Source organism: Micromonospora sp. WMMD1082, assembly GCF_029626175.1.
Classification (GTDB): Bacteria; Actinomycetota; Actinomycetes; order Mycobacteriales; family Micromonosporaceae; genus Micromonospora.
Genome location: NZ_JARUBM010000002.1, coordinates 7,256,612 through 7,282,559, shown reverse-complemented (window position 1 = coordinate 7,282,559; position 25,948 = coordinate 7,256,612). Strand labels below are relative to the sequence as shown.

Annotated in this window: 22 protein-coding genes; 8 read left to right on the top strand and 14 right to left on the bottom strand. The window is 73.1% G+C overall.

From position 1 onward, the window contains the following. Positions 1–29: 29 nt before the first annotated feature. The 4 genes from O7615_RS33500 to O7615_RS33485 all read left to right on the top strand — a co-directional run bounded on the left by O7615_RS33500 (position 30) and on the right by O7615_RS33485 (position 5,719). On the top strand, positions 30–1,013 hold the full coding sequence (locus tag O7615_RS33500; protein ID WP_278181797.1) for an iron-siderophore ABC transporter substrate-binding protein: 984 nt from the start codon (positions 30–32) through the stop codon (positions 1,011–1,013). Beyond that, positions 1,010–3,118, top strand: a complete 2,109-nt coding sequence (locus O7615_RS33495; RefSeq protein ID WP_278181796.1) for an iron ABC transporter permease — start codon at positions 1,010–1,012, stop codon at positions 3,116–3,118. Before O7615_RS33500 ends, O7615_RS33495 begins: the two co-directional genes overlap by 4 nt. Positions 3,119–3,147: 29 nt before the next feature. Next, complete coding sequence (locus tag O7615_RS33490) at positions 3,148–4,083, top strand: siderophore-interacting protein (protein WP_278181795.1); 936 nt, start codon at positions 3,148–3,150, stop codon at positions 4,081–4,083. 274 nt (positions 4,084–4,357) lie between these two features. After that, the gene (locus O7615_RS33485) at positions 4,358–5,719 is read left to right on the top strand and encodes an IS4 family transposase (RefSeq protein ID WP_278175131.1); all 1,362 of its coding nucleotides are present in this window, start codon (positions 4,358–4,360) and stop codon (positions 5,717–5,719) included. A gap of 16 nt (positions 5,720–5,735) precedes the next feature. Here O7615_RS33485 and O7615_RS33480 read toward each other — a convergent pair whose 3' ends face one another. Next, positions 5,736–6,251, bottom strand: a complete 516-nt coding sequence (locus O7615_RS33480) for a 2'-5' RNA ligase family protein (RefSeq protein WP_278181794.1) — start codon at positions 6,249–6,251, stop codon at positions 5,736–5,738. Between the two features lie 9 nt (positions 6,252–6,260). Next, a complete protein-coding gene (locus O7615_RS33475) occupies positions 6,261–7,307 on the bottom strand; it encodes an NAD(P)-dependent alcohol dehydrogenase (RefSeq protein ID WP_278181793.1) in 1,047 nt (348 codons plus the stop codon). Between the two features lie 128 nt (positions 7,308–7,435). On the opposite strand from O7615_RS33475, the gene O7615_RS33470 reads away from it, so the two are divergent. Next, complete coding sequence (locus O7615_RS33470) at positions 7,436–8,329, top strand: DUF72 domain-containing protein (protein WP_278181792.1); 894 nt, start codon at positions 7,436–7,438, stop codon at positions 8,327–8,329. Between the two features lie 26 nt (positions 8,330–8,355). On the opposite strand, the gene O7615_RS33465 is transcribed toward O7615_RS33470, so the two are convergent. Together O7615_RS33465 and O7615_RS33460 are read right to left on the bottom strand one after the other, a co-directional pair. After that, the gene (locus O7615_RS33465) at positions 8,356–8,742 is read right to left on the bottom strand and encodes a hypothetical protein (RefSeq protein ID WP_278181791.1); all 387 of its coding nucleotides are present in this window, start codon (positions 8,740–8,742) and stop codon (positions 8,356–8,358) included. Between the two features lie 62 nt (positions 8,743–8,804). Continuing rightward, positions 8,805–9,443, bottom strand: a complete 639-nt coding sequence (locus O7615_RS33460; RefSeq protein ID WP_278181790.1) for a hypothetical protein — start codon at positions 9,441–9,443, stop codon at positions 8,805–8,807. Positions 9,444–9,567: 124 nt separating this feature from the next. Between O7615_RS33460 and O7615_RS33455 the strand changes: the two genes are divergently transcribed. Further along, entirely contained in the window at positions 9,568–10,110 is a 543-nt protein-coding gene (locus tag O7615_RS33455) for a hypothetical protein (protein ID WP_278181789.1), read from the top strand. A gap of 21 nt (positions 10,111–10,131) precedes the next feature. On the opposite strand, the gene O7615_RS33450 is transcribed toward O7615_RS33455, so the two are convergent. Beyond that, positions 10,132–10,992: an alpha/beta fold hydrolase gene (locus O7615_RS33450; RefSeq protein WP_278181788.1), complete on the bottom strand. Its 861-nt coding sequence runs from the start codon at positions 10,990–10,992 to the stop codon at positions 10,132–10,134. A gap of 96 nt (positions 10,993–11,088) precedes the next feature. After that, a complete protein-coding gene (locus tag O7615_RS33445) occupies positions 11,089–12,348 on the bottom strand; it encodes a hypothetical protein (protein ID WP_278181787.1) in 1,260 nt (419 codons plus the stop codon). Between the two features lie 353 nt (positions 12,349–12,701). Here O7615_RS33445 and O7615_RS33440 point away from each other — a divergent pair, with 353 nt between their 5' ends. Both O7615_RS33440 and O7615_RS33435 read left to right on the top strand, forming a co-directional pair. Further along, positions 12,702–14,759 (top strand): DNA topoisomerase IV subunit B, encoded by a 2,058-nt coding sequence (locus O7615_RS33440; protein WP_278182329.1) that lies wholly within the window; start codon positions 12,702–12,704, stop codon positions 14,757–14,759. Positions 14,760–14,790: 31 nt separating this feature from the next. Next, positions 14,791–17,274, top strand: a complete 2,484-nt coding sequence (locus O7615_RS33435; RefSeq protein ID WP_278181786.1) for a DNA topoisomerase (ATP-hydrolyzing) — start codon at positions 14,791–14,793, stop codon at positions 17,272–17,274. Positions 17,275–17,381: 107 nt separating this feature from the next. Here the strand turns inward: O7615_RS33435 and O7615_RS33430 are convergent, their stop codons facing one another. From O7615_RS33430 to pseB, 8 genes are all read right to left on the bottom strand, one after another. Continuing rightward, on the bottom strand, positions 17,382–18,017 hold the full coding sequence (locus O7615_RS33430; RefSeq protein ID WP_278181785.1) for an alpha-ketoglutarate-dependent dioxygenase AlkB: 636 nt from the start codon (positions 18,015–18,017) through the stop codon (positions 17,382–17,384). Positions 18,018–18,083: 66 nt separating this feature from the next. After that, a complete protein-coding gene (locus O7615_RS33425) occupies positions 18,084–18,872 on the bottom strand; it encodes a class I SAM-dependent methyltransferase (protein WP_278181784.1) in 789 nt (262 codons plus the stop codon). Positions 18,873–19,059: 187 nt separating this feature from the next. Then, on the bottom strand, positions 19,060–20,103 hold the full coding sequence (locus O7615_RS33420) for a spore coat protein (RefSeq protein ID WP_278182328.1): 1,044 nt from the start codon (positions 20,101–20,103) through the stop codon (positions 19,060–19,062). Next, on the bottom strand, positions 20,100–20,834 hold the full coding sequence (locus tag O7615_RS33415) for a glycosyltransferase family protein (RefSeq protein WP_278181783.1): 735 nt from the start codon (positions 20,832–20,834) through the stop codon (positions 20,100–20,102). The genes O7615_RS33420 and O7615_RS33415 overlap by 4 nt, the downstream gene beginning before the upstream one ends. Beyond that, on the bottom strand, positions 20,831–22,675 hold the full coding sequence (locus O7615_RS33410) for a class I SAM-dependent methyltransferase (RefSeq protein ID WP_278182327.1): 1,845 nt from the start codon (positions 22,673–22,675) through the stop codon (positions 20,831–20,833). The genes O7615_RS33415 and O7615_RS33410 overlap by 4 nt, the downstream gene beginning before the upstream one ends. A gap of 41 nt (positions 22,676–22,716) precedes the next feature. Then, positions 22,717–23,553 carry a hypothetical protein gene (locus tag O7615_RS33405; RefSeq protein ID WP_278181782.1) on the bottom strand — a complete coding sequence of 279 codons (837 nt, stop codon included), beginning with the start codon at positions 23,551–23,553 and terminating at the stop codon, positions 22,717–22,719. 10 nt (positions 23,554–23,563) lie between these two features. Further along, entirely contained in the window at positions 23,564–24,721 is a 1,158-nt protein-coding gene (locus O7615_RS33400) for an aminotransferase class I/II-fold pyridoxal phosphate-dependent enzyme (RefSeq protein ID WP_278181781.1), read from the bottom strand. 22 nt (positions 24,722–24,743) lie between these two features. Then, positions 24,744–25,727, bottom strand: a complete 984-nt coding sequence (pseB, locus tag O7615_RS33395; RefSeq protein WP_278181780.1) for a UDP-N-acetylglucosamine 4,6-dehydratase (inverting) — start codon at positions 25,725–25,727, stop codon at positions 24,744–24,746. Between the last annotated feature and the right edge of the window lie 221 nt (positions 25,728–25,948).

Below are 25,948 nucleotides of genomic sequence, written 5' to 3'. Positions count from 1 at the left end.
GTCACGAACCCCACCCGAGAAAGAACATCATGTCCCGTACCCGAGTAACCGCCCTGGTGGCCGCCGCCACCGCGGTGCTGCTGGCCGCCTGCGGCAGCACCGAGAACCCGACCGAGCCCGCCGCCTCCGCCCCCGCCGCCGGCGGACCGGTCACCGTCACCGACAGCCGGGGCAAGGAGATCAAGCTCGACGCCCCCGCCACCAAGGTCGTCGGCCTGGAGTGGGGCGAGGTCGAGATGCTCGTCAGCCTCGGCGTCATGCCGGTCGGTGTCGCCGATCCCAAGGGGTACGCCACCTGGGTGAGCGCCGCCAAGCTCGACGCGGACGTCAAGGACGTCGGCACGCGGGGCGAGCCGAGCATCGACTCGATCGTCGCGCTGCAGCCCGACCTCGTGATCATGGAGGACGACCGCGGCGCCAACGTGATCAGCCAGTTGGAGAAGTACGTCCCGGTCCTCGTCGCCAAGGGCACCGACGCCTCGGACAACCTCGGCCGGTTGCGTACCGACCTGAACATGATCGCCACGGCGGTCGGCAAGACGGCCGAGGCGGAGAAGCTGCTCGCCGACTTCGACGCCGCGATCGCCGACGGCAAGAAGAAGATCGCCGACGCGGGCGCGGCCGGCAAGCCGTTCGTCATCGCCGACGGCTGGAAGGAGGGCAGCACGGTCAGCATCCGGATGTTCGGCCAGGGCGCCCTGGTCTCCCAGATCGGCATCGCGCTCGGCCTGACCAACGCCTGGGAGGGCAAGACCGACGAGGCGTGGGGCCTGGGCCAGACCGACGTCGAGGGCCTGACCGTCCTCAAGAGCCCGGACCTGCACTTCTTCTACAACGCCTCGGACGGCACCGACGTCTTCGCCGACGGCCTCGCCGGCAACGCGATCTGGACGTCGCTGCCCTTCGTCAAGCAGGGCAATCTGCACCGGATGCCCGACGGCATCTGGACCTTCGGCGGGACGCTCTCCGGTAAGCAGTACATCGACCAGTTCGTCAACACCTACGCGGTGTGACCACGCTGTCCGCGCCCCCGCGTCCGGAGTCGGCCGTCCAGCCGGCTCCGGCCGGGCGCCTCTCCGCGCCCCGCGTCGTCGGTGCGTTCGCCGCCGCCACCGCGCTGCTGCTGGTGGTCGTGGCGGTGCACCTCACCCAGGGCACCTCCTCCGTCGGTGCGCTCGACCTGCTCCGCCTGCTGAGCGGCGGCGACGACGAGACCGCCCGGGTGCTGATCGCCTCCCGGCTGCCGCGACTGCTCGCCGGTTTGACCATCGGCGTCGCCCTCGGCTTCGCCGGTGCGGCGTTGCAGTCGATCGCCCGTAACCCGCTCGCCTCGCCGGACACCCTCGCCGTCAACGCCGGCGCGCACCTGGCCATCGTCTCGGTGGCCGCGTTCGGCATCGCGCTGCCCGCGCTGCCCGCCGGTGGCCTGGCCTTCTGCGGCGGGCTCGCCGCCGCCGGCCTGGTGATGGCGATGTCGGCCGGCGGGCAGGCCGGCACCACCCGGCTGATCCTCGCCGGCTCGGCCACCGCGCTGGCGCTCGCCTCGGTGACCACCCTGCTGCTCCTGCTCTTCGAGCAGGCCACCATCGGCCTGTTCGCCTGGGGCAGCGGTTCCCTGGTGCAGAGCGACCTCAACGCGCTCACCCAGCTCGCCCCCGTGATCGGGGCGGCCATCGCGGCGTTGCTGCTGCTCGGTCACCGCCTCGACATCCTCGCCCTCGGCGACGACACCGCCACCGTGCTCGGCATCGACGTACGGCGTACCCGGCTGATCGTCACCGTGCTCGCCGTGCTGCTCTCCGCCGCGGCGGTCACCCTCACCGGCCCGGTCGGCTTCGTCGGTCTCTGCGCGCCGGTGATCGTCCGGCTGCTCGGCCCGCTGGTGCCCGGGGTGCACCGGCACCGGATCCTGCTGCCGCTCTCCGGCATCGCCGGGGTGATCATCGTCCTCGGCTCCGACGTGCTGCTGCGGGCCCTGATGGGCGGACAGGCCGGCGTCGACATCCCCACCGGCGTGGTCACCACCCTGCTCGGCGCGGCGATCCTGATCTGGCTGGCCCGCCGGCACCGCGACGCCGGCCCCACCCGCCGCCCGCCCGGCGGCCACGCGGCCGTCCGCTCGGCGGGCTTCCACCGCATGGTCGTCGCCGTCGCCGCCACGGTCACCGCCGCGGCGGTGCTGCTCGGCATGCTCGCCGGGGACACCTGGCTGCTGCTCGGCGACATCGTCAACTGGATCAACGGAACGACCGGGCCCGCGTACACCTTCGTGCTGGACCAGCGGTGGCCGCGCGTCGCCGCGGCGATGCTGGCGGGCGCGGCCCTGGCGGTGGCCGGCACCACCGTGCAGGCGGTCTGCCGCAACCCGCTGGCCGAGCCCGGCATCCTCGGCATCACCGCAGGTGCCGGGCTGGGCGCCGTCTCGCTGCTCACCTTCGTGCCGCTGGCCGGGGTCTGGGCCGTCTCCGGCGTGGCCGGGCTCGGCGCGATGCTGGCCTTCGGTCTGGTCTACGGCGCGGCGTGGCGCGGTGGGCTCAGCTCCGACCGGCTGGTCCTGATCGGGTTCGGCGCCTGGCAGGGCGGCATGGCAATGATCACCTTCATGATCGTCGCCTTCGACCCGTGGAACACCGGCAAGGCCCTCACCTGGCTCTCCGGCTCCACCTACGGCCGGACGGCCACCCAGGTGCTGCCGGTGGCGATCGCCCTGCTCGTGCTCACCCCGGCGGTGGTGGCCGCCCGGCGCGAGCTGGACCTGATGACGCTCGACGACGACACCCCGCGCGTGCTCGGTGTCCGGCTGGAGCGCACCCGGCTGGTCGCGCTCGGCGCGGCGGCGCTGCTCACCTCGACCGCGGTATCCGCCGTCGGTGTGATCGGCTTCGTCGGCCTGGTCGCCCCGCACGCCGCCCGTGCCCTCGTCGGCGGCCGGCACTCCCGGGTGTTCCCGGTCGCCGCGCTGCTCGGCGCGGCCCTGGTCAGCCTCGCCGACAGCCTGGGCCGCACCGTGATCGCCCCGGCCCAGATCCCTGCCGGCCTGGTCACCGCCATGATCGGAACGCCCTACTTCGTCTGGCTGCTGTGGCGGTCACGCGCCGCGGCGTCGCACACCCGGTAAGCACCCCGACCCGCACACGGAGAGGCACCATGACCAACACTCTGCCCGTCGCGCCGTGGCGGTTCTTCGCCGTCGAGGTCCGCGCGGTACGTCAGCTCAGCCCGTCCTTCGTCCGGGTCACCTTCACCGGCGCGGATCTGGACCGCTTCGCCGACAACGGCTACGACCAGCGGATCAAGCTGGCGCTGCCGCTGCCCGACCGGAGCGGGGTGGACCTGCCGCAGGGGCCGGACTGGTACGCGCAGTGGCGGGCGCTGCCCGACCACCAGCGCAACCCGATCCGGACCTACACCGTGCGCGCGGTCCGGCAGCAGCTCAGTGAGGTGGACGTCGACCTGGTGCTGCACGGCGACGGTGGGCCGGCGTCCCGGTGGGCGCGGCGGGCCCGCCCGGGCGACGAGATCGCCATCATGGGACCGGACGCGGGGTACCACGGCGACCACGGTGGGATCGAGTTCCGGCCCCCGTCGACCGGGTGCCTGCTGCTGGCCGGGGACGAGACGGCGGTGCCCGCGATCGCCGGCATCTGCGAGCGGCTGCCGCTCGACGCGCGCGGCCGGGTGCTGCTGGAGGTGCCCGAGGCCGAGGACGCGCTGCCGCTGGTCACACCGCCCGGCGTCGAGGTGACCTGGTTGCCCCGGGACGCTGGCGCGCACGGCAGCCGGCTGGTCGCCGCCGTCGCCGCCACGGCGGCCGAGCTGCTGGCCAGCGTGGAGGCCGCACCGGCGGAGTCACCGACGGAGGCCGGGTCGGCGGCAGCGCAGGTCGACGACGTGGACGTGGACAACGAGATCCTCTGGGAGGTGCCCGACGCGCCGCCGACCGCCCCGCTCTACGCCTGGCTGGCCGGGGAGGCGGGTGTCATCCGTACCCTGCGCCGGCACCTGGTCGCCGAGCGTGGCCTGGACCGTCGCGCCGTCGCCTTCATGGGCTACTGGCGCCACGGCCGCCCCGCCCCCTCCTAACACCCCCAACCCCAACCCCCAACCCCCAACCCCGCGATCTTGCAGTTCTGGTCCCCGCAAAAGCCGTAGAAAGGCACTTATCGGCGACCAGAAGTGCAAGATCGGCGAGGAGAGGGAGGTGGGGTTGGGGAGGGGAGGGTGGGGGTTAGGGGCAATGCCGCTCAGTTAAGGGGGCGGGGCGTGTGTCAAGGGGTGTGGTGGTAGACGAGGACGGCGGGGTCTCGGTATAGAGGTTTGTCACTCCAAGACAGCCTCTGGACCGGGAGCCCCGCCGTTGGAACAGTCTGCCATCACGTCCACGATCACGGTGGCTGCGGGGCGGTTCGCGCCGGGTCATCTGGGTGAGTTGACGCAGCAGGTGCCGTTCGAGATGGTCGATGCGGTGCTGGCCGAGGCCGGTGGTGTGCAGTCGCGGGTGCGGGATCTGCCGTCGCGGGTGGTGGTGTATCTGCTGCTCGCGGCGGGGTTGTTCGCTGAGGTCGGTTACCGGCAGGTGTGGGCTCGGTTGGTTGCCGGGCTGGACGGGTTGACAGTGGCGCTGCCGACGTCCTCGGCGCTGTCGCAGGCTCGCCGGCGGGTCGGGGACAAGCCTCTGGTGGCGTTGTTCCGGCTGCTGTCGGGTCCGCCGGCGGGGGCCGCCCGGTGGCGGGGTCTGCTGGTGTGCGCGATCGACGGCACCAGCATGTTCGTGCCCGACACTACGGCGAACTTGAGGGTCTATCCGCGTCAGGCGGGCAGCCACGGTGGGTCGGGGTATCCGATGCTGCGGCTGGTCGCCGTCGTGGCGTGCGGCACTCGCGCTGTCATCGACGCCGTGTTCGCGCCGATCAGCATCGGTGAACTGGGCTGCGCCGGCCGGCTGCTGAGCTGCCTGCGCCCAGGAATGCTGCTGCTGGCCGATCGTGGGTTCGCCGCCCGTCAGATGATCGAACAGTTCGCCGGCACCGGCGCTGACCTGCTCATCCGCGACAAGGACGACCGGCGGCTGCCCGTCATCCGCCGCCATCGCGACGGGTCCTGGCTGTCTGTCATCGGCGCGATGACGGTCCGGGTCGTTGACGCCGAGATCGTCGTGAGCATGAACGGTAAACGCCACGTCGGCCGGTACCGGTTGATCACCACCCTCACCGACCAGCGCCGCTTCCCCGCCCTGGATCTGGTCACCCTCTACCACCAACGCTGGGAGATCGAGACGGCGTACCTGGAGCTGAAGTCCACCCTGCTGGGCGGACGGGTCCTGCGGGCACGGACCCCGAACGGGGTAAACCAGGAGGTCTACGCCCTACTGGCCGCCTACCAGGCGGTCCGGCTGGCGATGGCTGACGCCACCGCCAGCCAACCCACGACCAGCCCCGACCGGGCCAGCTTCACCATCGCGCTGCACGCCGCCCGCGACCAGATCATCCACGCCGCAGGTGTCATCGCCGAGACCACCATCGACCTCGTCGGCGCCATCGGCCGCGCAGTCCTGGCCGACCCACTGCCCCCACGCCGCACCCGAGTCAGCCCTCACGTGGTCAAACGAGCAATCTCCAAACACCGCGCCAAAGGCACCATCGACCGCACCAACTACCAAGCCACGATCAACATCAACATCCTCGCCACAGCAGGGTTGACGACCGGCCCAGAACCCTAACTGAGCGGCATTGGGGTTAGGGGAGGGGGTGGGAGATGTTGCGGGCGTGGTCGGTGAGGGCGGCGGCGACGACGGTGGCTTCCAGGGGGAGCACTTCGAGGCAGCGGCGTATGGCGGTGGCCATCAGCGCGTTCGGCACCCGCATCGACAGCGTGCAGTGCGGCACCCACCGGCCCGGCCGGTAGTGCTCGACCAGCGGGACGCCGCCCGAGGTGAGCCGGTCGTACACCCGCCGGTGGTGATCGAGCAGCTCCGTCGTGGGGACCGGGCCCAGCCAGAGCACCCGGCCGACGAACTGGCCGGCGTGCTGGAACGACAGCCGCAGCGGCACCGCCACCCTGGTGCCGGCCAGCGCCGCCGTGACCTGCTCGGGGTCGAAGCGCGGCGCGACCGCGAGCGAGACGTGCGGCCGGTGCCGCTGCGCCAGCAGGGAGCGCATGCTCTGCACCCCCTCGGCCTCCAGGGCGTCCCAGAGCACCCGGATGCGTCGGGTGGCGACGGTGTCCAGGTACAGCTCCAGCGCGGCGACCACATGATCAATCTACGGTACGACGACAGCCCGGCCGTCCAGCGTGCCGTCCCGCATCATGCGGTACGCGTCCATCGCGTCGTCCAGGCTGAACGTGGTCGTCTTCGGCCGGACCAGGCCGCGCGCACCGAGGTCGAGCACCTCGATCAGCTCCGGGCGGCTGCCCCAGTACGTGGTCTGGATGCTGACCTCGTGCGGCACGGTGAAGAAACCGACCGACAGCGAGCCACCGCCGAGACCCACGATGGTCAGGTCACCCACGGTCCGCGCGGCGGCCACGCCGGTCTTCAGCGTGGCGTCGGCGCTGACGAAGTCGAGCACCACGTCGGCGCCCCGGCCGCCGGTGGCCGTCCGGATCTCCTCGGCGGTGCCCTCGCCGGAGCGCAGCGTCAGGTCGGCGCCGCACTCCTCGGCGAGCCGCAACGCCTCGTCCCGGGTGTCCACCGCGATGATCCGGGCCGCGGTGGTGGCCTTGAGGATCTGCACGCCGACGTGCCCGAGCCCACCGACGCCGATCACGACCGCGGTGCTGCCGGGCGGCAGCTTGGGCCAGGACCGGCGGATCGCGTGGTACGGGGTCAGCCCCGCGTCGGTCAGCGGCGCCGCGTCGACCGGGTCCAGACCCTCGGGTAGCGGCAGCACGTGCCGGGCGTCCGGCACCAACTCGTACTCGGCCATTCCGCCGTCGAGGCCGAGGCCACCACCGCCGCCGGGCACCGGCGCGGCGGCCGGGTTCTCGCAGTAGTTGTCGGCACCGACTCGGCAGCGGGCGCAACTGCCGCAACCCCAGGGGCCGTAGACGGCGACGGGCTGACCCACCTCCAGGCCGGTCACCCCGGCACCGAGAGCGTGCACCCAGCCCGCGTTCTCGTGACCGAGCGTGAACGGCGGGTTCCACGGCAGGGTGCCCGCCTCGAAGTCGTGCATCAGATGCAGGTCGGAGTGGCAGGCTCCGGCGGCCCCGATCCGCACCACCACCTGGCCCGGTCCGGGCGTCGGCTGGTCGACCTCGACCAGCTCCGGTTCGGTCTTCCAGGCGGGCAGCCGCAGTGCGCGCATCCTTGCCTCCCGACGTCGGTGACGCTGCCGCACGGCCTCCCCGGTCGACGGCCGGCCAAACCACCCGACCGGCGACCGGGACCGCCCACCGGTTGCCGATTCGCCCGCGCGGCGGTCCACTGAACTACATGGGTGTCATCAAGGTGGGCACGTCCTCCTGGGCCGACCGGACGCTGCTGCGCTCCGGCTGGTACCCGCGAGAGGTGAACACCCCCGCCGGGCGGCTGGGCTACTACGCCGACCGGTTCGGGCTGGTCGAGGTGGACACGTCGTACTACGCGGTGCCGGCGCCGGAGACGGCGCAGGGCTGGGTGGACGCCACCCCCGACGGGTTCACCGTCAACGTCAAGGCGTTCAGCCTCTTCACCGGCCACCCCACCCCCGTCGCCACCCTGCCCGCCGACCTCCGTCCGGCCGGCGGGCCGGCGCGGATCCGCCGGCGGGACCTGCCGCCGGCGGCGTACGACGAGCTGTGGAGCCGCTTCCGGGCGGCGCTGGCGCCGATCGCGGCGGCCAACCGGCTCGGCGCGGTGCTGTTGCAGTTCCCGCCGTGGCTGGCCCGCGGCGAGGCCGCCCGACGACGGATCGCGGAACTGGCGTCCCGCTGCCGGCCGTGGCGGGTCGCCGTCGAGCTGCGGCACGCCTCCTGGTTCGACGGTACGGCGGCGCTGGAGACGCTGGCCTTCCTGCGCGAGCAGGAGCTGACCTTCTGCTGCGTGGACATGCCGCAGGGGCACCCGGACTCGGTACCGCCGATCCCGGTCGCCACCGCCGACCTGGCGATGATCCGGTTCCACGGCCACAGCAGCGCGTGGACCGGCGGCGACAAGGAGGAACGGTTCCGCTACGCCTACGGTGCCGAGGAACTGCGCCGCTGGTCCGAGCTGCTGGTCGACCTCGCCGGGCAGGCCGACGAGCTGCACGTGCTGTTCAACAACTGCTGCGGCGGCCAGGCCCAACACGACGCGGAGCGGCTGGCCGACCTGCTCGGTGTCCCCGGCCGGCGGGCCGTGCCGTCCTGATCGGACGCGGGGTCACCGCCCACGGCTCAGCCGTGCCAGGATCCCTCCGTGTGCATGCCGGTCGCCTCCTCCAGCGCGTTGTCCGGTAGGTCGTCGCCGGCCGCGTCGTTGGGAAAGCTGCGTCGCGACGGCGCCGGGTCCGGCGGCGCGCCGGGCCCGGCCACCGGCGTACGGGTGGGCTCCACCGGGCCGAAACCGTGCCGGCCGGCGGGCCGGTCCGCCGCGTCGCCCCCGGGCGCGCCACCCGCCCGCCGCTCGCCGCGCCGGCCCTCGGGTACGGCGGTCTCCTCGTCGCCCTCGTCCATCGGCGAGTCCGCACCGGCGCCCCACGGCGGATCGGCGTCGACGCCGTCCGTGGTTCCCCAGGGCGCGACGTCCTGCGGTCCCCGGTCCTGCCTGTCCCTGTCGGTCATGGCCACCTCGCTGATCGGTGTGCCGGCACCCGGTGGTGGTCCGGCCGGTCGCGGTCCTGCCGTCAGCGGCCGGACATCGCCATCTGCCGGACCGCCCGCACCGCCGCCATCCCGCCGGCACCCTTGCCCGCCGTCCGGGACGCGTGCATCAGGCCGTTCGCGCGGCCGAGCACGCCGCGCAGAACCTGCCCGGGTTTCTGCTGTTCACCCATGCGGGCGGTGACCACGATCAGCGCGCCGGTCAGCGCCGGAATCGCCCACTGGAGCATCTTCAGCTGGCGCTGGTAGGACGCCACGTTCGCCGGCGTCTGCTGGTTGGGCTCGGTGACGCCCTCGACCGACGGCCGGCCGGCCCTGGCCAGCCGCATGCCGAGCAGTCGGCTGTAGCCGGTCACCGCCAGGGCACCGACGGTCAGCGCGGTCTTCACGGCGCTCGCCCGGCCGACACCGGACTGGGCGGCCATCCGTGGACTCTCCGTCACCAGCTCACCGACCGCGCCGGCGAGGTGGGTACCGATGGCCGCCGCGTTGACCGGCGTCCACCGTGACCAGCCGGCGGAGGCCACCGGGAGTCGCTGGGTCGAGTCGCCGACCCGGGCCGCGGCACCGTTGACGCCGAAGACCCCCATCAGGGAGCCGCCGAACCAGGCCGCCAGCCCGAGATCATGCATCGAGCGCAGTGCGGTGTGACTGTCAGACATCAGGTCCCCTTCCGCCGTGTCGGGCGCAGCGGCTTACCCGCGCCGGGGACGGCTAATCGCCGGTCACCGGTTCGGCGCGGCGCGGGGGTGGAAAGGATTCACCGTCACCACTAGGCTGGCCCGCATGTCGCGCCCGACGCCCGAACCGGGCTCGGCCCGCAAGCTCGTGTGGGCCCCCGACGACGTGATCGCCCGCCTCGGCGAAGAGGTCCAGCCGCAGGCCAGTCTGCCGAGAAGGCTCGGGCAGGCCGCGATCACGGCCTTCGTCTTCACCTGGCCGCCGGCCTTCCTCGTGTTCGCGGCCTCGACCATCGCCGCGCCCTCGACGACCAACGGGGCCAGCGTCGGGACGACCGCCCGGTGGGCGGTGCAGTTCTCGGTGCTGATCGCGATCACGGCGGTGGCGGCGGCGCTGTGGCGCACCGCCAGGCCCGACGCGGCCGAGCCCTCGACCCGAGGAGTGACACTGCGGGTGGCGACCCAGCTGCTGCTCACCGGCGGGTGCGCCTGGCTGGTGTTGGCGCTGCACGGGCTCTCGGTCGGCCAGATCGCCGCGTTGACGGTCGCGCTCCTCGTCGTGCTGCACCTGCTGCCCATGGTCGTGGCCAGGCTGCTGCGCCGACGTCGTACCCGGCGCCGGGCCGGTCCGCCCGATCCGGCGCCGTAACGTCTTCGCCCGGACGATCCGTCAGCGTACGGGCAGGGTGGCGGCGAAGTCGGCCACCCGCGCGGCGAGCGGCCCGGCGGCGCGTACCCAGGTGAAGTGGTCGACGACGGCGCCCGCCGGCGCCCGGTAGTGCTCGCGCTCGACGGGGGCCGCGGTGAGCTTGGCGCAGAGCCGATCCAGTGTGGACGGTGGGGTGTACTGGTCGCCGTCCACGCTGACCGCCAGCACGGGCGTGCGGACCCGGCGCACCGCCGCCTCGGTGTCCATCCCGCCCATCCGGGGGAAGCGGCCGGTGCGGGCGGTGTGTGCCCAGTCCCGCATCACCCCGCGCGCCTGCCGGCCACCGAAGCTCCACCCGGGCCAGACGCCGAGCAGCCGGGCGGTGGCGGCGATGCCCTGGGTGGACGCCAGCACGCCGTAACGCCGCGCGCCGGCGAAGTCGCGCCAGTACGGGATGCCGACGGCCACCAGCGCCAACCCGTCCACCTCGTGCTCGCCGTGCAGGGCCAGGTGCAGCACGGCGGCCTGCCCACCGAGGGAGTGCCCCAGCAGCAGGGTGCGGCGCCCGCCCAGCCGGGGCTTGAGCGCCGCCCGCACCGCGCCGATGTCGGCGGCCAACTCTGCGTAGCCGTACCGGCAGGCCCGGCCCGGCCGGGGTGTGCTCTCACCGGTGCCGCGCAGGTCGGCCACGACCACGGCCAGCCCGGCGTCGCGCAGCGCGGCGGCGAACGGCCGGTAGTACCGGGCCCGGACCCCCATCGCCGGCGTGATCAGCACCACCGGCGCGTCCACCACCCCGGCGGGCTCGGGATAGACCTGGATGCCGAGGCGGGCACCCTCGACCTGGACGAACTCCTGGGCGTACTCGACCTCCGTGTTCACCCGACCAGGTTACCGGTGGGTAAGCGGGGAGTGGGGCCTGCCCTCCGGCGCGCCGCCCGGCCCCGAGCGGGGTCCGGGCGGCGGGGGACGGGTCGGTCAGGAGACGGTGACCGTGCCGTTCGACGCGCGTACGCAGGCGACCGAGCGGGCGGCGGTGGCGGCCGCGCCGGTCAGGCACTGGCCCAGCACCTGGTGCCCGGCGGCGTTCGGGTGCCACGACTCCTGGCACGTCTGGAAGTGGCTCACGCAGGTGTTCGCGATCCGCTGGATGGCGATCTTGTCCTTGCCGGAGAGGCTGGTCACGAAGGTGCCGTTGGGCGGGTTGTCCATCAGCCGGATGGGGGTGGCCAGCGTGCCGGTGGGGCTGCCCGCGTTCTCGCAGAGCCGGGCGCCGTCGAAGGCGCGCTGCACGTTGAGGTAGACCAGGTCGGCACCGGGGAACTCGCCGGCGAGGGTGTCCCGGGTGGAGCGCACGATGGTGCCGAGGCCCTGCGAGAACCGGTGCCCAGGGGCGAGGCTGGCCCGGTGGATCGGGCAGCCGGCCGCGTACCGCTCGGCGCCAAGGGCGCGGAACTTGTCCCGCGTGTCGTCGCGGCTGTCCTCCGTGTGGTAGCCGGGCTCCAGGTCGAGCGGCAGCGGGTTGGTGTAGTCCTGTAGCACCACCCGGTGCTGGCCGTCGGCGTCCACCTCGCGCAGGGTGGTCAGGATCTGGCGTACGGCCGCGGTGGTCTCGGCCGTCGCGGCGCTGATCTGGGCGGCGGTGGCCAGGTCGGCGTCCGCGCACGGCTTCTGCTCCACCGGCCCGTTCAGGTACGCCCAGAACTCCCACCAGCCCGTCCAGGCGTCGGCGATGAACCGGTTGGCGCACTTCTCGGCCACGCCGCCGAAGGTGAACGAGCTGTTGTTGGAGCCGAGCCCGATCAGCACCAGGTCGATGTCGTGGGTCGCGGCGACCGCGCGCAGCTGGTCGAGCTGGGCGGCGACCTGCCGGCCATTGGCCCGCGCCGAGGAGGCGGCGGCGATGTCGTGCGGCTGGCCGCCGGAGCAGGCCAGGTTGAACCGGTCCTGGATGCCCGGCAGCGACGCCGTGTGCAGCGAGGCGTTGCCGGAGCGGTGGCAGAAGAAGGCGTTGCTGTTCGGCGCGGTCCACCCGGGGAAGCCCTGTGCGACGCCGGCCGCGTTGACCACCGGTTGGTAGGCGCCGGCCCCCTCGCCGCTGATGAAGCTGTCGCCGAGGGCGATCGCCGCCGTGGGTGGCGCCGCCGAGGCGGGGGCGGGTGCCGCGACGGCGGCGGAGAGGGTCGCCGTGGCGATGGCCAGGGCCATCGCGCCGACGGTACGACGAATCCCGGACATGGGCTGCCCATCCGTTCATAGAAATATGAAAGATCCTCTGGTGCGTGATGACATCACGCGTGTGTGACGCACGTCAACAGGGGGAAACACTTGTGATCTGTGGGTCAGGTGGGGGTTAAATCTCGGCTGCCCGACCGCGCTGCCCGACCACCGGTGGACGCCGGTGCCGGGCATAAGGCCGGACGACGGGGCGTTGACCGCGACAGGTCCCGCCAGCAGCGGCCCCGGCGTGCCGTGCGGGTGTCCGTACGGGTTGTCGGAGCGTGCGGCTACGCTCGCTGCGGCGTGCCCGCGCCGGGCCGACCGCCGACGGTGCGGGGCAGCACATCGCCGAGACCGGGGAGTACGACCAGTTGACCGCAGAGCCTGAGACCCTGTACGGGGCCGACGACCTCACCCACCTTGAGGGGCTGGACGCCGTTCGCAAGCGGCCCGGCATGTACATCGGCTCCACCGACAGCCGTGGTGTGGGTCACCTCGTCAACGAGATCCTCGACAACTCCACCGACGAGGGTGTCGCCGGCCACGCGACAAAGATCGAGGTCACCCTGCACGCCGACGGCTCGGTGCAGGTCGACGACGACGGCCGGGGCATCCCCACCGACGTGCACGCCCGCTCCGGCATCTCCGGCGTCGAGCTGGTGCTCACCCGCCTGCACGCCGGCGGCAAGTTCGGCGGCTCCGGCTACAAGACCTCCGGCGGCCTGCACGGCGTGGGTGCCTCGGCGGTCAACGCGCTGTCGCTCCGGTTCGACGTCACCGTCCGCCGGGGCGGCAAGATCCACGCCATGTCGTTCCGGCACGGCGTACCGGGCGTCTTCGACGGCGACGGCCCCGACGCGCCGTTCACCCCCGGGCCCGGCCTCCAGGTCGTCGGCGCGACAAAGCGCGGCCAGCGCACCGGCACCTCGATCCGCTACTGGTACGACCCCCGCTACTTCGAGACCGGTGCCGCGCTGGACCACGACGCGGTGCGGGCCAAGCTGCGCCACACCGCCTTCCTGGTGCCCGGGGTCAGCTACACCCTGCGCGACCGCACCGTCGAGGAGCCGACCGAGGAGCGGTTCCACTACCCCGACGGGCTCACCGACATGGTGGAGTTCCTCGCCCCGGTCGGCGACCGGCCCGTCTCCGGCACCCTGCTGGTCACCGGCGAGGGGAGCTACCGGGAGAACGCCGCCGACGCCAACGGCGTCATGCAGTCCAACGTGCAGCGGCGCGCCGAGGTCGAGGTGGCGTTCCGCTGGGGCACCGGCTACGAGCGCACCGTCGAGTGCTTCACCAACACCATCCGCAACGCGCACGGCGGCACCCACCGCAAGGGCTTCGAGCGGGCGCTGGCGCGTACGCTCGCGGACGCCGTACGCAACACCCGTGGGCTGCTCAAGGCCAAGGAGGACGCGCCCACCCTGGACGACGTCCTGGAGGGCATGACCGCGGTGGTGCACGTCCGGGTGCCCGAGCCGCAGTTCACCTCGCAGACCAAGGACGAGCTCTCCACCGCCGGCGTCACCAAGGTCGTGCAGGGCGTGGTCGAGCAGCACCTCAAGTCCTGGCTGGACGATCGCAAGACGAAGACCGAGGCCCGCACGGTCCTCCAGAAGATCGTCGACGCCGCCCGGGTGCGCCTCACCCAGAAGCAGCAGAAGGACGCCGCCCGCCGCAAGACCGCCCTGGAGGGCGCGGCCATGCCGCCCAAGCTGGTCGACTGCCGCGCTTCGGGCATCGATAGAAGTGAATTGTTCATCGTGGAAGGCGACAGCGCATTGGGCACAGGTCGACTTGCCCGTTCTGCGGAATATCAGGCGCTTCTTCCGATTCGCGGCAAGATCCTCAACGTGCAGAAGGCCAACCTCCAGCAGGTGCTGGACAATGCCGAGTGCTCGGCGATCGTGCAGGTGCTCGGGGCCGGCTCCGGGCGCACCTTCGACCTGTCCTCGATGCGGTACGGGCGGGTGCTCATCATGGCCGACGCCGACGTCGACGGCGCCCACATCCGGACGCTGCTGATCACCCTCTTCGCCCGCTACCTGCGGCCGCTGATCGAGGCGGGCCGGCTCTACGCCGCGATGCCACCCCTGCACAAGATCACCACGCGGGGGCGTAACCCGGAGACCGTCTACACCTACACCCAGGCGGAGATGGAGGCGACGGTGCGCAAGCTGGAGAGGGCCGGCAAGCAGATCGTCAGCCCGGTGCCCCGGTTCAAGGGTCTCGGCGAGATGAACGCCGACGAGCTGTGGGAGACCACGATGAACCCGGCCACCCGGACGGTACGCCGGATCACCCTGGACGACGTCGAGGCCGCCGAGCGGATCCTCGAACTGCTGATGGGGGAGAAGGTCGAGCCGCGCCGCAACTGGTTGATCGACTCCGCCGACCGCGTCGACCGCGACGCCATCGACGCCTGACCACCGGGCCCTTCGGAAGGAAAGCTGAGCCATGGCACGGCGTAAGGAAACGAAGGTCGACCACTCCGCGTTCGACCGGGCCGGCGCGCGGATCATCGACAACCCGCTGACCACCGAGGTCTCCGACTCCTACCTGGAGTACGCCTTCTCGGTCATCCACTCCCGCGCCCTGCCCGACGCCCGCGACGGCCTCAAGCCGGTGCACCGGCGCATCCTCTACTCCATGCACGAGTCGGGCTTCCGGCCGGACCGGGCCTACGTCAAGTCGGCCCGCGTGGTCGGCGACGTGATGGGCCGCTACCACCCGCACGGCGACACCGCGATCTACGACGCGATGGTCCGGTTGGCGCAGGACTTCTCGCTCAACGTGCCACTCATCGACGGGCATGGAAATTATGGAAGCCCAGACGATGGACCGGCAGCGGCGCGCTACACCGAGGCGCGGATGTCGCGGGAGGCGATGCTGCTCGTCGGCGAGTTGGGCGAGGAGACCGTCGACGTCGAGCCCAACTACGACGGCTCGCTGACCCAGCCCACCGTGCTGCCGGCGGCCTTCCCGAACCTGCTGGTCAACGGCACCTCCGGGATCGCCGTCGGGATGGCCACCAACATGATCCCGCACAACCTGGGCGAGGTCGTCTCGGCGGCCCGCTGGTTGATCCGGCACCCGACCGCCACGCTCGACAGGCTGATGGAGTTCGTGCCCGGCCCCGACCTGCCCACCGGCGGTCTGTTGCTCGGCCTCGACGAGGTGCGCCGGGCGTACGAGACCGGTCGTGGTGTGGTGCGGATGCGCGGCAAGGTGGAGATCGGGCCGCTGGAGGGCAGCCGGGGCCGGCAGGCCATCACCGTGGTCGAGTTGCCGTACGGGGTCGGCGCAGAGAAGATCATCGCCGCGATCACCAACGAGGTGACCAAGACCAAGCGGCTCACCGGGATCGCCGACGTCAAGGACCTCACCGACCGGGAGAGCGGCACCCGCCTGGTCATCGAGTGCAAGGTCGGGGTGAACCCGCAGGCGCTGCTGGCCGACCTGTACCGGCTCACCCCGCTGGAGCAGTCGTTCGGCGTCAACAATCTGGTGCTGGTCGACGGTCAGCCGCGCACCCTCGGGCTCAAGGAGCTGTTGGAGGTGTTCCTGGCCCACCGCTACGAGGTGGTGAGCCGGCGCAGCGCGTACCGTAAGCGTAAGCGGGAGGAACGGCTGCACCTGGTCGACGGCCTGCTGATCGCCCTGCTCGACATCGACAAGGTGGTCAAGCTGATCCGGGCCAGCGAGGACGCCCAGGCGGCGAAGAGTGGCCTGATGCGCCAGTTCAAGCTCTCCGAGATCCAGGCGAGCTACATCCTGGACACTCCGCTGCGCCGGCTGACCAAGTACGACCGGCTGGAGCTGGAGGCCGAGCAGGAGAAGCTGCGCGCGGAGATCGCCGAGCTGTCCACCATCCTCGACGACGAGAACGTGCTGAAGAAGGTCGTCTCCGACGAACTGGCCGCCGTGGTCAAGCAGTTCGCCGCGCCCCGGCGGACCACCCTGGTCGACGGCGATCTCAAGGAGGTGCTGGCCGCGTCCGCGCCGGCGGGCCCGCTGGAGGTGGCCGACGACCCGTGCCAGGTGATCCTGTCGGCCACCGGCCTGGTCGCCCGCACCGCCGCGGAGTCGGAGGAGGCCGCCGAGGGGCGCCGCCGGCACGGCCGGGTCAAGCACGATGCGGTACGCGCCCTGGTGCACTCCACCGCCCGGGGCCGGGTGCTGCTGGTGACCAGTGCCGGTCGGGCGTTCAAGGTGGACGTGCTGCCGCTGCCGGTGCTGCCCGAGCAGACCGGCACGGTGTCGCTGCGCGGCGGGATGTCCGCCGCCGAGCTGGTGCCGCTGGAGCCGGGGGAGACGGTGGTCGGCGTGGCGCCGCTCGGCCCGTCCGCCGAGGGGTCGCCCGGGCTGGCGCTCGGCACCCGGCAGGGCGTGGTGAAGGTGTGTGCCCCCGACTGGCCGGTGCGCTCCGACGAGTTCGAGGTGATCGGGCTGCGCGAGGGTGACGAGGTGGTGGGCGCGACCTGGCTGACCGACGGCGCCGAGACGTTGGCGTTCCTGACCAGCGCGGCTTCGCTGCTGCGGTTCCCCGCCGGGACGATCCGCCCGCAGGGCCTCAAGGGCGGCGGGATGGCCGGGGTCGCCCTGCCGGCCGGGGCGCAGGTGGTCTTCTTCGGCGCGGTCCGGACCGACGATCCGGAGCACGGCGACCCGATGGTGGTCACCTCGACCGGCGCGACGGTCAAGGTGACGCCGCTGGCCGCGTACCCGGCGAAGGGGCGGGCGACCGGCGGGGTGCGCGCGCAGCGGTTCCTCAAGGGTGAGGCCGACGTGGTCGTCGCCTGGGTCGGCCCGCGCCCGGTCGGCTCCACCGCCACCGGCGAGCCGGTCGAGCTGCCCGCCGCCGACCCGCGCCGCGATGGCTCCGGCTTCGCCGTCATGCTCGGCCCCACCGTCATTGGCCACCAATTCGACCGCAACTAGCCCACCCTCACCCCCACCCGGGTTGATCATGAAGTTGTTGTCGCGACACGCCGGGCACGGTGGCAACAACTTCATGATCAACGGTGAGGTGGGGGGTGGGGCGGGGGCTAGGCGACGTCGGTGGGGCGGAACTGGACGCTGACTCGGGGGCCCACCGGGCGGGTGGTCTTGGGTATGGCGTGTTCCCAGGTGCGCTGGCAGGAGCCGCCCATCACGACCAGGTCGCCGTGGCCCAGCGGGAAACGCAGGCTGGCCCCGCCGCCGCGCGGGCGCAGCAGCAGGTGCCGGGGTGAGCCGAAGGAGACGATGGCGACCATCGTGTCGGCGTGTGCGGAGCGGCCCTGGGTGTCGCCGTGCCAGGCCACGCTGTCGCGGCCGTCCCGGTAGAGGCACATGCCGGCGGTCACGAAGGGCTCGCCCAACTCGTCGGCGTAGTGCCGGGTCAACGTCTCCCGGGCGGCCAGCAGCACCGGGTGTGGCAGCGGTCGGCCGGCGCCATACCAGCAGAGCAGCCGGGGCACGTCGACCTCGGTGTCGTACATGGTGCGCCGCTCGGCCCGCCACGGCACCTCCCGCAGCAGTACGTCGAGCACCTGGTCGGAGCCGTGCACCCAGCCCGGCAGGTGGTCGACCCAGGCGCCCCGGCTCAGCGGGTGCCGGCGCGCCCGCCCGCGCAGCGCCCCGAGGGCGGGTGGCGCGTCGCTGACGTCGAGCATCGACGGCTGGTACGCGGCCTGCGACATGAGGCCACCCTAGCAGGGGGTTAGTACACGTGTATGAGGTTCTCGCGCCGGCAGGCGCCGAGGCGGTCAGCAGCCCCGGAGATCGTGATGCAGGACGGCGAGGTACTCGTGGTGCTCGTGGAGCAGTCCCGAGAAGCTGGGTAGCGGGGTCGTCGGGTCGACCGGGCGATCTCCGACGGTGACGGCCGTCAGGGTCAGGCCGGTGCCGGCCAGCAGCAACGCCAGATCGGCCGGGCTGTAACAGCGGAGGGTCTGACTGATCTTGTGATGGGGACTGGCCGCCTCCCACCACGTGTCGGTGGCCGTGCAGGTCACCGGATCGAACGTGGTCCGTTCGTACAACTCGTGCGCGTAACCCAGCTCCGGGTTGGGGAGCCGGTGCTCCTCGTCGCCGTCCCACCGGGCCCAGCCGAACGGATTCTGGACGTCGACGAGCGCGACCCCGTCGGGCTTCAGCCAGTCGCGGGCGATCCGGACGAGAAGCCGGCGCTGATCGGCATCCGTGCCGACGCCGAAGCCGTTCCAGTAGCAGACGGCGTCGAATCGCTCGGGCAGCTGCACCGCGTAGAAGTCGTCCTGGACGATGGACAGCCGTCCGGGTGCGGCCGCGCGGGCGAAGTCGACGGCATGGCGGGCCCGGTCACTGATCTCCACGGCGGTCACGACATGGCCCGCCGCCGCCATGGCGGCGGCGGTGGTGCCGTAGCCGCACCCGAGTTCCAGCACCCGGATGGGTCGCGTTCCCCGGTGCTCGTGCAGGAGCCGCACCCGACGGTGATCTCGATCCGAGATCTTCGCCTCTGCGGCGCCCCACCAGGCACCGGTCTGCGAGTAGAAGCTCCTGACCCAGTCCACGACAGCACTACACCATGACGGGCTAGGGCCGGTGTCGAAGCCCCTGGCCGGCCTGCGGCGGGCCCAGGCACCGACCGGCGGCGTTGGAGATGGGTCCGGATACCGGTGTTGTATCCGGACCCATCTCCGCCTTGCCGGCCGCCGTCTGGACTCCGCCTCGGCTCGACCGAGGACTTCGACACCGGCCCTAGGCGACCTGCTGGTGGGTGAGCGCGTCGAGCACCGCGTCGACCACTCGTTGCCGGCCGCGCCCGTCCACCGCCGCCCAGGCCCGCGCGGACAGCGCCGCCCGCTGTGCCCCGCTGCCCAACAGCCCGTCGAGGACGCGCCGGGCGGCGGCGCCGGCGGCACCGTCGGCGGCGAGCGCGGGCAGCTCACCGAGCCCGGCGACCAGCCCGGCCGCCACCACGCGGTGGTACGACTCGCGCTGGTTGTCCACCACGCAGACCAGCGCCGAGGGCGCACCGAGGCAGCACAGTTCCCAGGTCGACGTGCCGGCCGCGCTGACCACCAGGTCGGCGGCGGCGATCAGGGCCGGCAGCGTGCCGGTGGGGGGCACCGGCAGCAGCGCCTGCCCGGGCCCCGGTGCCAGCCGGGCCAGCCGGGCGGCCACCTCGGGCCGGCCGGCGACGACCGTGAGTTCCATCGGCCGGCCGGTCGACAGCAGTATCTCGGTCAGCAGCGGTGCCGCGCCGGCCGCGTCGGTGCCGCCGAAGAAGGCCAGCACCGAGGGGCGGTCCACCTCCACCGCCGGCCGGGCGGTCGCCGGCCGGGCGGCCAGTACGCCGTCGCGCAGCAGGGCGTACCCGCTGCCGGCCAGCAGCCGGCGCGCCGGCACCGCCAGGTCGGTGCCGAAGTTCTGGTCGAGGTAGAGGTCGGCGTCCTGCCCCCGGGTGTCGCCGTCGACGATGGTCAGGGTCAGTACGCCCGCGGCGCGCAGCGCGCCGGCCGCGGCCGGATCCAGCTCGTACGAGTCGAGGACCAGCACGTCCAGCCGGTGCCGGCGGGCCGCCTCGACCAGCCCCGCCGGGGTGTCCGGGCCGGGGTGCAGCGGCAGGCCCCGGGCGGCGAGCTGCCCGGTCGCCCAGTCGACACCGGCCACCGTCCCGAAGACCTCGACCGAGGCGCCCCGGGCCAGGAACTCCTCGCCGAGGGCGAGACAGCGGACCAGATGCCCGACGCCGCGTAGCGGCCCGGCGTCGCAGCGCAGTCCGACGCGTACCGTGCTCAGCATTCCTCCAACTGCTTCTGCCGCACGTCGGCGTTGAGCGCGCGCAGCCCCGGCTGTCCGTCGAGCCAGTCGGCGAGTTTGGCCAGCGGCACGCTGACGTCGCCGAAGTGGTCGACCACCGCGTTGACCAGTTCCCAGTCACGCTCGGTGTCCAGGGTGAGTCGCAGGTGCGAGCGGTCCGGCGTGACGGTCACGCCGAGCACCCGGAACAGCTCCGGGTGGGCGTACGCGTACGAGGTGACGTGCACCCGGTGGTGGTCGGTGGCGAGCCGGTCCACGGTACGCAGGGCGGCCGCCCGGATGATCTCGACGTCCAGCCCGCGCGGCAGGGTACGGGCGATCGACGTGTTGGCGTAGTCCAGCCCCGGCACAGCGCGGTACACCGAGGCGACCAGCGTGACGATCTCCGGGTCCAGCAGCGGGCAGTCGGCCGTGAACCGCATGACCGCGTCGGCCGGGTGGGTGTCGAGCGCGCCGACGTAGCGGGTCAGCACGTCGTCGACCGGACCCCGGTGCCAGGCGACCCCGAGCCGGTCGCACTCGGCGACGACCGCGTCGTCGGTGGCATCGGTGCTGGTCGCCACCACCAGGTCGGCGAGCACGCCGCTGTCCTGGGCGGCCCGGACCACCCGCCCGAGCACGCTGCGCCCGGCCAGGGGCCGCAGCACCTTGCCGGGCAGCCGGGACGATCCCATCCGGGCCTGCACGATCCCGACGATTCGCTCGGTCACGTCCGATCCTCCTGCTTCGGGTGCTCCTGTCGGCGGGCGGTGATCGCCGCGCGGGCCCGGCGCTTGGCGGCCCGGGCACCCCGGCTGGCCATCCGGGCCGGGGTGATGGCGAGCCGGCCGACCTTGTAGCTCAGCGAGCCGCTGAGCAGATTGATCTTCGCCTCGGCTCGGCGCAGGGCGCGCTCGCGCGAGGTGAGTAGGTCCTCGGTCCACTTGAGCAGCGCGCTCAGCCGGGTGTTCTCGTCCCGCTGGCGCCGCCACGCCTCGCGTAGCTGCTGGTAGCTGTGGGGGCCGGGCGGTGGGTCGGTCGGCGTGACCGCGCGCAGTTCGGTGTCGAGGTCGATCCGCCCGGCCGCGTCCAGCCCGCGCCGCGCGGCACCCACCGCGGCCTCCGTCTCCACCGCCGCGTCGACGACCTCCCGGTCGAAGTCTCGCCCGGCGACTCCGCCGAGCACCACGGTCAGCCCCGCGACGTCCAGGGTGGAGACCCACGGGTGGGCGTACCCGCCGGTGAGCAGTTCGGTGGCGAAGCGCCACAGGGTCCGGGCCAGCACCACGTCGACCGGTAACGGGGCGTCGGCCCGCCAGGTCGGGTCGAGCACCGCGTAGCGGTCACCGGCGACGACCAGGTTGTCCGCCCCGGCCAGCGCCACCGCGCCGGTGAGCCGGCCCTGCTCGGCCTGGCCGGCGAGCCAGTCGGCGTACCCGCGCAGCAGCCGGCGCAGCAGGACGGTGTCGCGGCGCAGGCAGCCGTCGAGCAGCAGGCTGCGCAGCAGGCGCCCGTCGGGCACCGGCCCGTGCGGTGCCTCCGGGTCGCGGTAGGCGGCCTCCCGGCTGGCGTACGGCGCGGGCACCGGCCCGGTACGACGGTCGCCGTCGGTGCGGTGCCAGTGCCAGCCCTGCGGCCCGTCGCGCACCTCGACGACGTCGCTGCCCGGTCCGCCGGCCCGCACCAGCGCCACCGGCAGCGCGTCCCCGGCTGCCGGGTCGCCGGCCACCCCGGCGGTTGCCGAGGGGCCGGTGACGGGCGAGCCGGTGGTCGGCATGTCGTCGGCCACCTCGGTGGCGGCCGGCCGGCGGGCGTGCACCAGCCAGGACGGGGCCAGGTCGGCGGCGCGGCCGGCGTGCAGCGCGTCCACGGCCAACCGGGCCGGATCGGCGAGCACGAACTGGCCGGTGAACCCCTCGGTGCAGGCGTCGTGCAGGACCGCGTCGAACAGCCCGGAGGTGGTCCGCCGGGACAGCTGGTCGACCGCGAGCAGCGCGGTGGTCAGCTCCGGACGCGGGTACGCGGCGTAGCCGGTGCCGGCCCGCATCCCGACGGCGGCCAGCCGGGCGCGCGCCTGCTCCAGGTTGGCGGGGCGGGCCGCGTCGAGCACCCCGCCGACCGTCCACTCGGCGTCGCCCCGACCGGCGTACCAGCCGGAGGCGGCGACCAGCCGGTGCACGCCGAGTGGGTTGTCCACCCGCAGCAGCAGGTCGCCGCCGGGCCGCACGGCCGCCACCAGGCGGGCCAGCAGGCCGTCCCAGCCCAGCCGGGCGCCCTCCACCGATTCGACGGCGTCCAGCCCGGCGCCGGCGATCACCACGTCGTACTCCTCGCCGGGGGGCAGGCCGTGCGGGCCGGCCACCAGCACCCGGTCCACCCGACCGGCGATCGCCGCCGCGTCCGGGTAGCCGCGCAGCAAACAGGTGAGCCGGGCGTGGGCCAGCGCGTCGAGCAGCGCCGGGTCGTGCGGCCCGGCCAGCAGCACCCGGGCGCCGTCCGGCACCAGGTGCGCCGCCAGCGCCGCGAGCGGCCCGTTGCCGGCCCCGTCGCGCTGGTCGGACCAGGCGAGCATCTCGCCGCCGGGCAGCGCCACCGCCGGCACCGTCTCGGTTGTCACGTCGTCTCCTTCTGCGGGTACGCCCAACCCAGCAGCTCCCGCAGCGCGGCGGGCGGGTAGCGGTGGTCGGTGCCCAGCTCGGCGCGGGCGATCTCGACGGCGGTCGGCTGGTGCACCTGCTCGCCGTGCAGCTCGGGCCACTGCCGGCGGATCCGGGCGGTGCCGCCGAACGTCGGGTCCTCGTCGGCCAGCACCATCGGGTTGCCGTACACCGCGGGCTCGCAGCCGGCGGCGATGCCGTAGAAGATGGCGCTGGTCAGCCGGTTGGAGGCGACCCGGGCATGCCGGCGCAGCTCGGCGAGCTGGCGGTCCAGGAACGCCGGGTCGGTGTCGGACCACCAGTGCCCCCGGTAGCCGTGGCAGATGACCCGGAAGCCGGCGTTCTCGTAGAGCCGGCGGACCCGGCGCATCCGGTGCTCGTGCCAGTAGAGGCAGACGGTGACCGGGCCGGGTTCGGTGTCCCGGATCCGGGCGATCAGCCCCCGGTGGTCGCCCTTGACGTGCTGGCCCTCCCAGCCGTGGAACGGGTACCAGATGGTGCCCTCCCGGCGCGGCGGCGGACCCTCCGCTCCGCGCAAAGCCTGCAGGTAGACGAACGGGGCCCCGATCACGGTGACGTTGCGCCGTCCGACCGACCAGGCCCGCCGCCGGGTCTGCTCCGACCAGAGCAGGCTCGGCGTGCGCGCGGCGTACGGGTGGCCGGGCGCGAGACCGTCGCCGATGTTCCAGCCGTGCTGGACGTAGCCGTTGATCCGGGGCGGGTGCCCGTCGCCCAACCCCGCGTAGCGGGCCAGCACGTGGGCGTGGCCGTAGAAGTGGTTCGCGTGGTGCACGGGCGTCCCCTCAGGCGGCGGAGCGAACCGAGGCGCCGCGCAGGGCCGCGGCCAGCGCGTCGATGACGCGGTCCTGGTCGGCGTCGCGTAGTCCAGGGTAGAGGGGCAGCGAGAGTTGTTGGGCGTAGAAGGCCTCCGATACGGGACAACTGCCGCGCCGGTAGCCGAGGTCGGCGAAGGCCGGGTGCCAGTGCGCGGGGATGTAGTTGACCTGGACCCCGATACCGGCGGCGCGCATCCGGTCGTAGATCTCGCGGCGGCGGCCGTCGAGCACCCGGATCGGGTACAGGTGCCAGGCCGGCGCCGCCCAGTCCCGCCGGCCCGGGGTCAGCACGCCGGGCAGGTCCGCCAGCGCCTCGTCGTAGCGGGCGACCAGCTCGGCCCGGCGGGCGAGGAAGTCACCGAGGCGGCGCAACTGGCTGCGGCCGAGCGCGCAGAGCACGTCGGGCAGCCGGTAGTTCAGCCCGAACTCGTGCACCTCCTGGTGCCAGCCGCCCTCGTCCGGCCAGCGCCACTCGGCGGGCTCCCGGACCAGCCCGATGTTGCGGAACCGGCGGGCCCGGGTGAGCAGCTCCGGGTCGGTGGTGGCGACCGCACCGCCCTCGGCGGTGGTCAGGTTCTTGGTGGGAAAGAACGAGAACGTGGTCAGATCGGCCAGCGAGCCGACCGGCCGGCCCCGGTAGGTGGCCCCGATCGAGTGGGCGGCGTCGGCGAGCAGCAACGCGTCGCTGCCGTCGAGCGCGGCGCGCAGTGCGTCGTAGTCGGCCGGGTGGCCGGCGTAGTCCACCGCGGCGACGACCTTCGTCCGCTCGGTGGTCGCCGCGGCCACCGCCGCCGGGTCGAGGGTGAAGGTCTCCTCCGTCACGTCGGCGAAGACGACGGTGGCCCCGAGCGCCACGGCGCTGCTGGCGGTGGCCACGAACGTCATCGGCGGCACGATCACCTCGTCGCCCGGGCCGACGCCGGCCGCCGCGTACGCCACGTGCAGCGCCGCCGTGCCGTTGGAGACCGTGGCCACCCCGGCGCCGCCGGCCCAGGCGGACAGCTCCGCCTCGAAGGCGGCGACCTCCGGGCCGGTGGTGAGCCAGTCGCCGCGCAGCACGGAAACCACCGCGGCGACGTCGTCCTCGGTCACCGACTGGCGGCCGTACGGGAGCATGGAACTCATGCCGGCACTCCGCTGTGCTCGCTCATGCCGCGATGCCGAGCATCGTGCGCAGTTGCGGCACGGTGAGCCACTCGTCGTTGGAGTCCGACTGGTACGCGAAGCCGTCCGGCACCGGCTCGCAGCCGGCCGGCGGCTGGTAGCCCCAGGTGGCGATGGTCGGCTGCACGATGAAGCGGTCCTCGGCGATCAGCGTCCGCCGGCTGTCGTCGGGGGCGATCATCTCCTCGTGCAGCTTCTCGCCCGGCCGGATGCCGATCTCGTGCGTGGTGGCGTCCGGGGCGACCGCCTCGACCAGGTCGAGGATGCGCATGCTGGGGATGCGCGGCACGAACAGCTCGCCGCCCTGCATCTGGTCGAACGAGTCGATGACGAACTGCACGGCCTGCTCCAGCGTGATCCAGAAGCGGGTCATCCGCTTGTCCGTGATCGGCAGGCTCTTGCCCTCGGCGGCGAGCCGGCGGAACAGCGGCACCACCGAACCGCGGCTGCCGACCACGTTGCCGTAGCGCACCACCGCGAACCGGGTCGGGTGATGGGCCGCGTAGTGGTTGGCCGAGATGAACAGCTTGTCGCCGACCAGCTTGGTCGCGCCGTAGAGGTTGATCGGGCTGGACGCCTTGTCGGTGGAGAGGGCGACGACCTTCTTCACCCCGGCCTCGATCGCCGCGTCCACGACGTGCTGGGAGCCGGTGATGTTGGTGGCGATGAACTCCGAGGGGTTGTACTCGGCCGTGTCGACCTGCTTGAGGGCGGCGGCGTGCACGACGTGGTCGACCCCGTGCATGGCCCGGGTCAGCCGGTGCCGGTCCCGGATGTCGCCGATGAACCAGCGCAGCCGGGGGTCGTCGCCGAGCTGCTGGCGCAGCTCGTACTGCTTGAGCTCGTCACGGGAGAAGACCACCACCCGGGCCGGATCGGTCTCGGCGAGGAGGTGCCGCAGGAAGGTCCTGCCGAAGGAACCTGTTCCCCCGGTGACGAGGATGGACGATCCGTTCAGCTCGCTCAACTGGTGCTCCCGTGTTCAGTCGGTTACCCGGCGGGCCTGGGCCGGCCGGCCGGGTGGGAACGCTAGACCCGGCGGGTTAACAGGCCCACGCCCTGCGGTTAACCGCATGCCGTGAGGCGGTGAATGGCGGGCACCCGGTAGGCGAACACGTCCCGTCGGCGGGGCGCGCCCGCCCCGCTGTGCCGACCGGGCCGCTAGGGTTCCGACCCGACCGGGCAGCG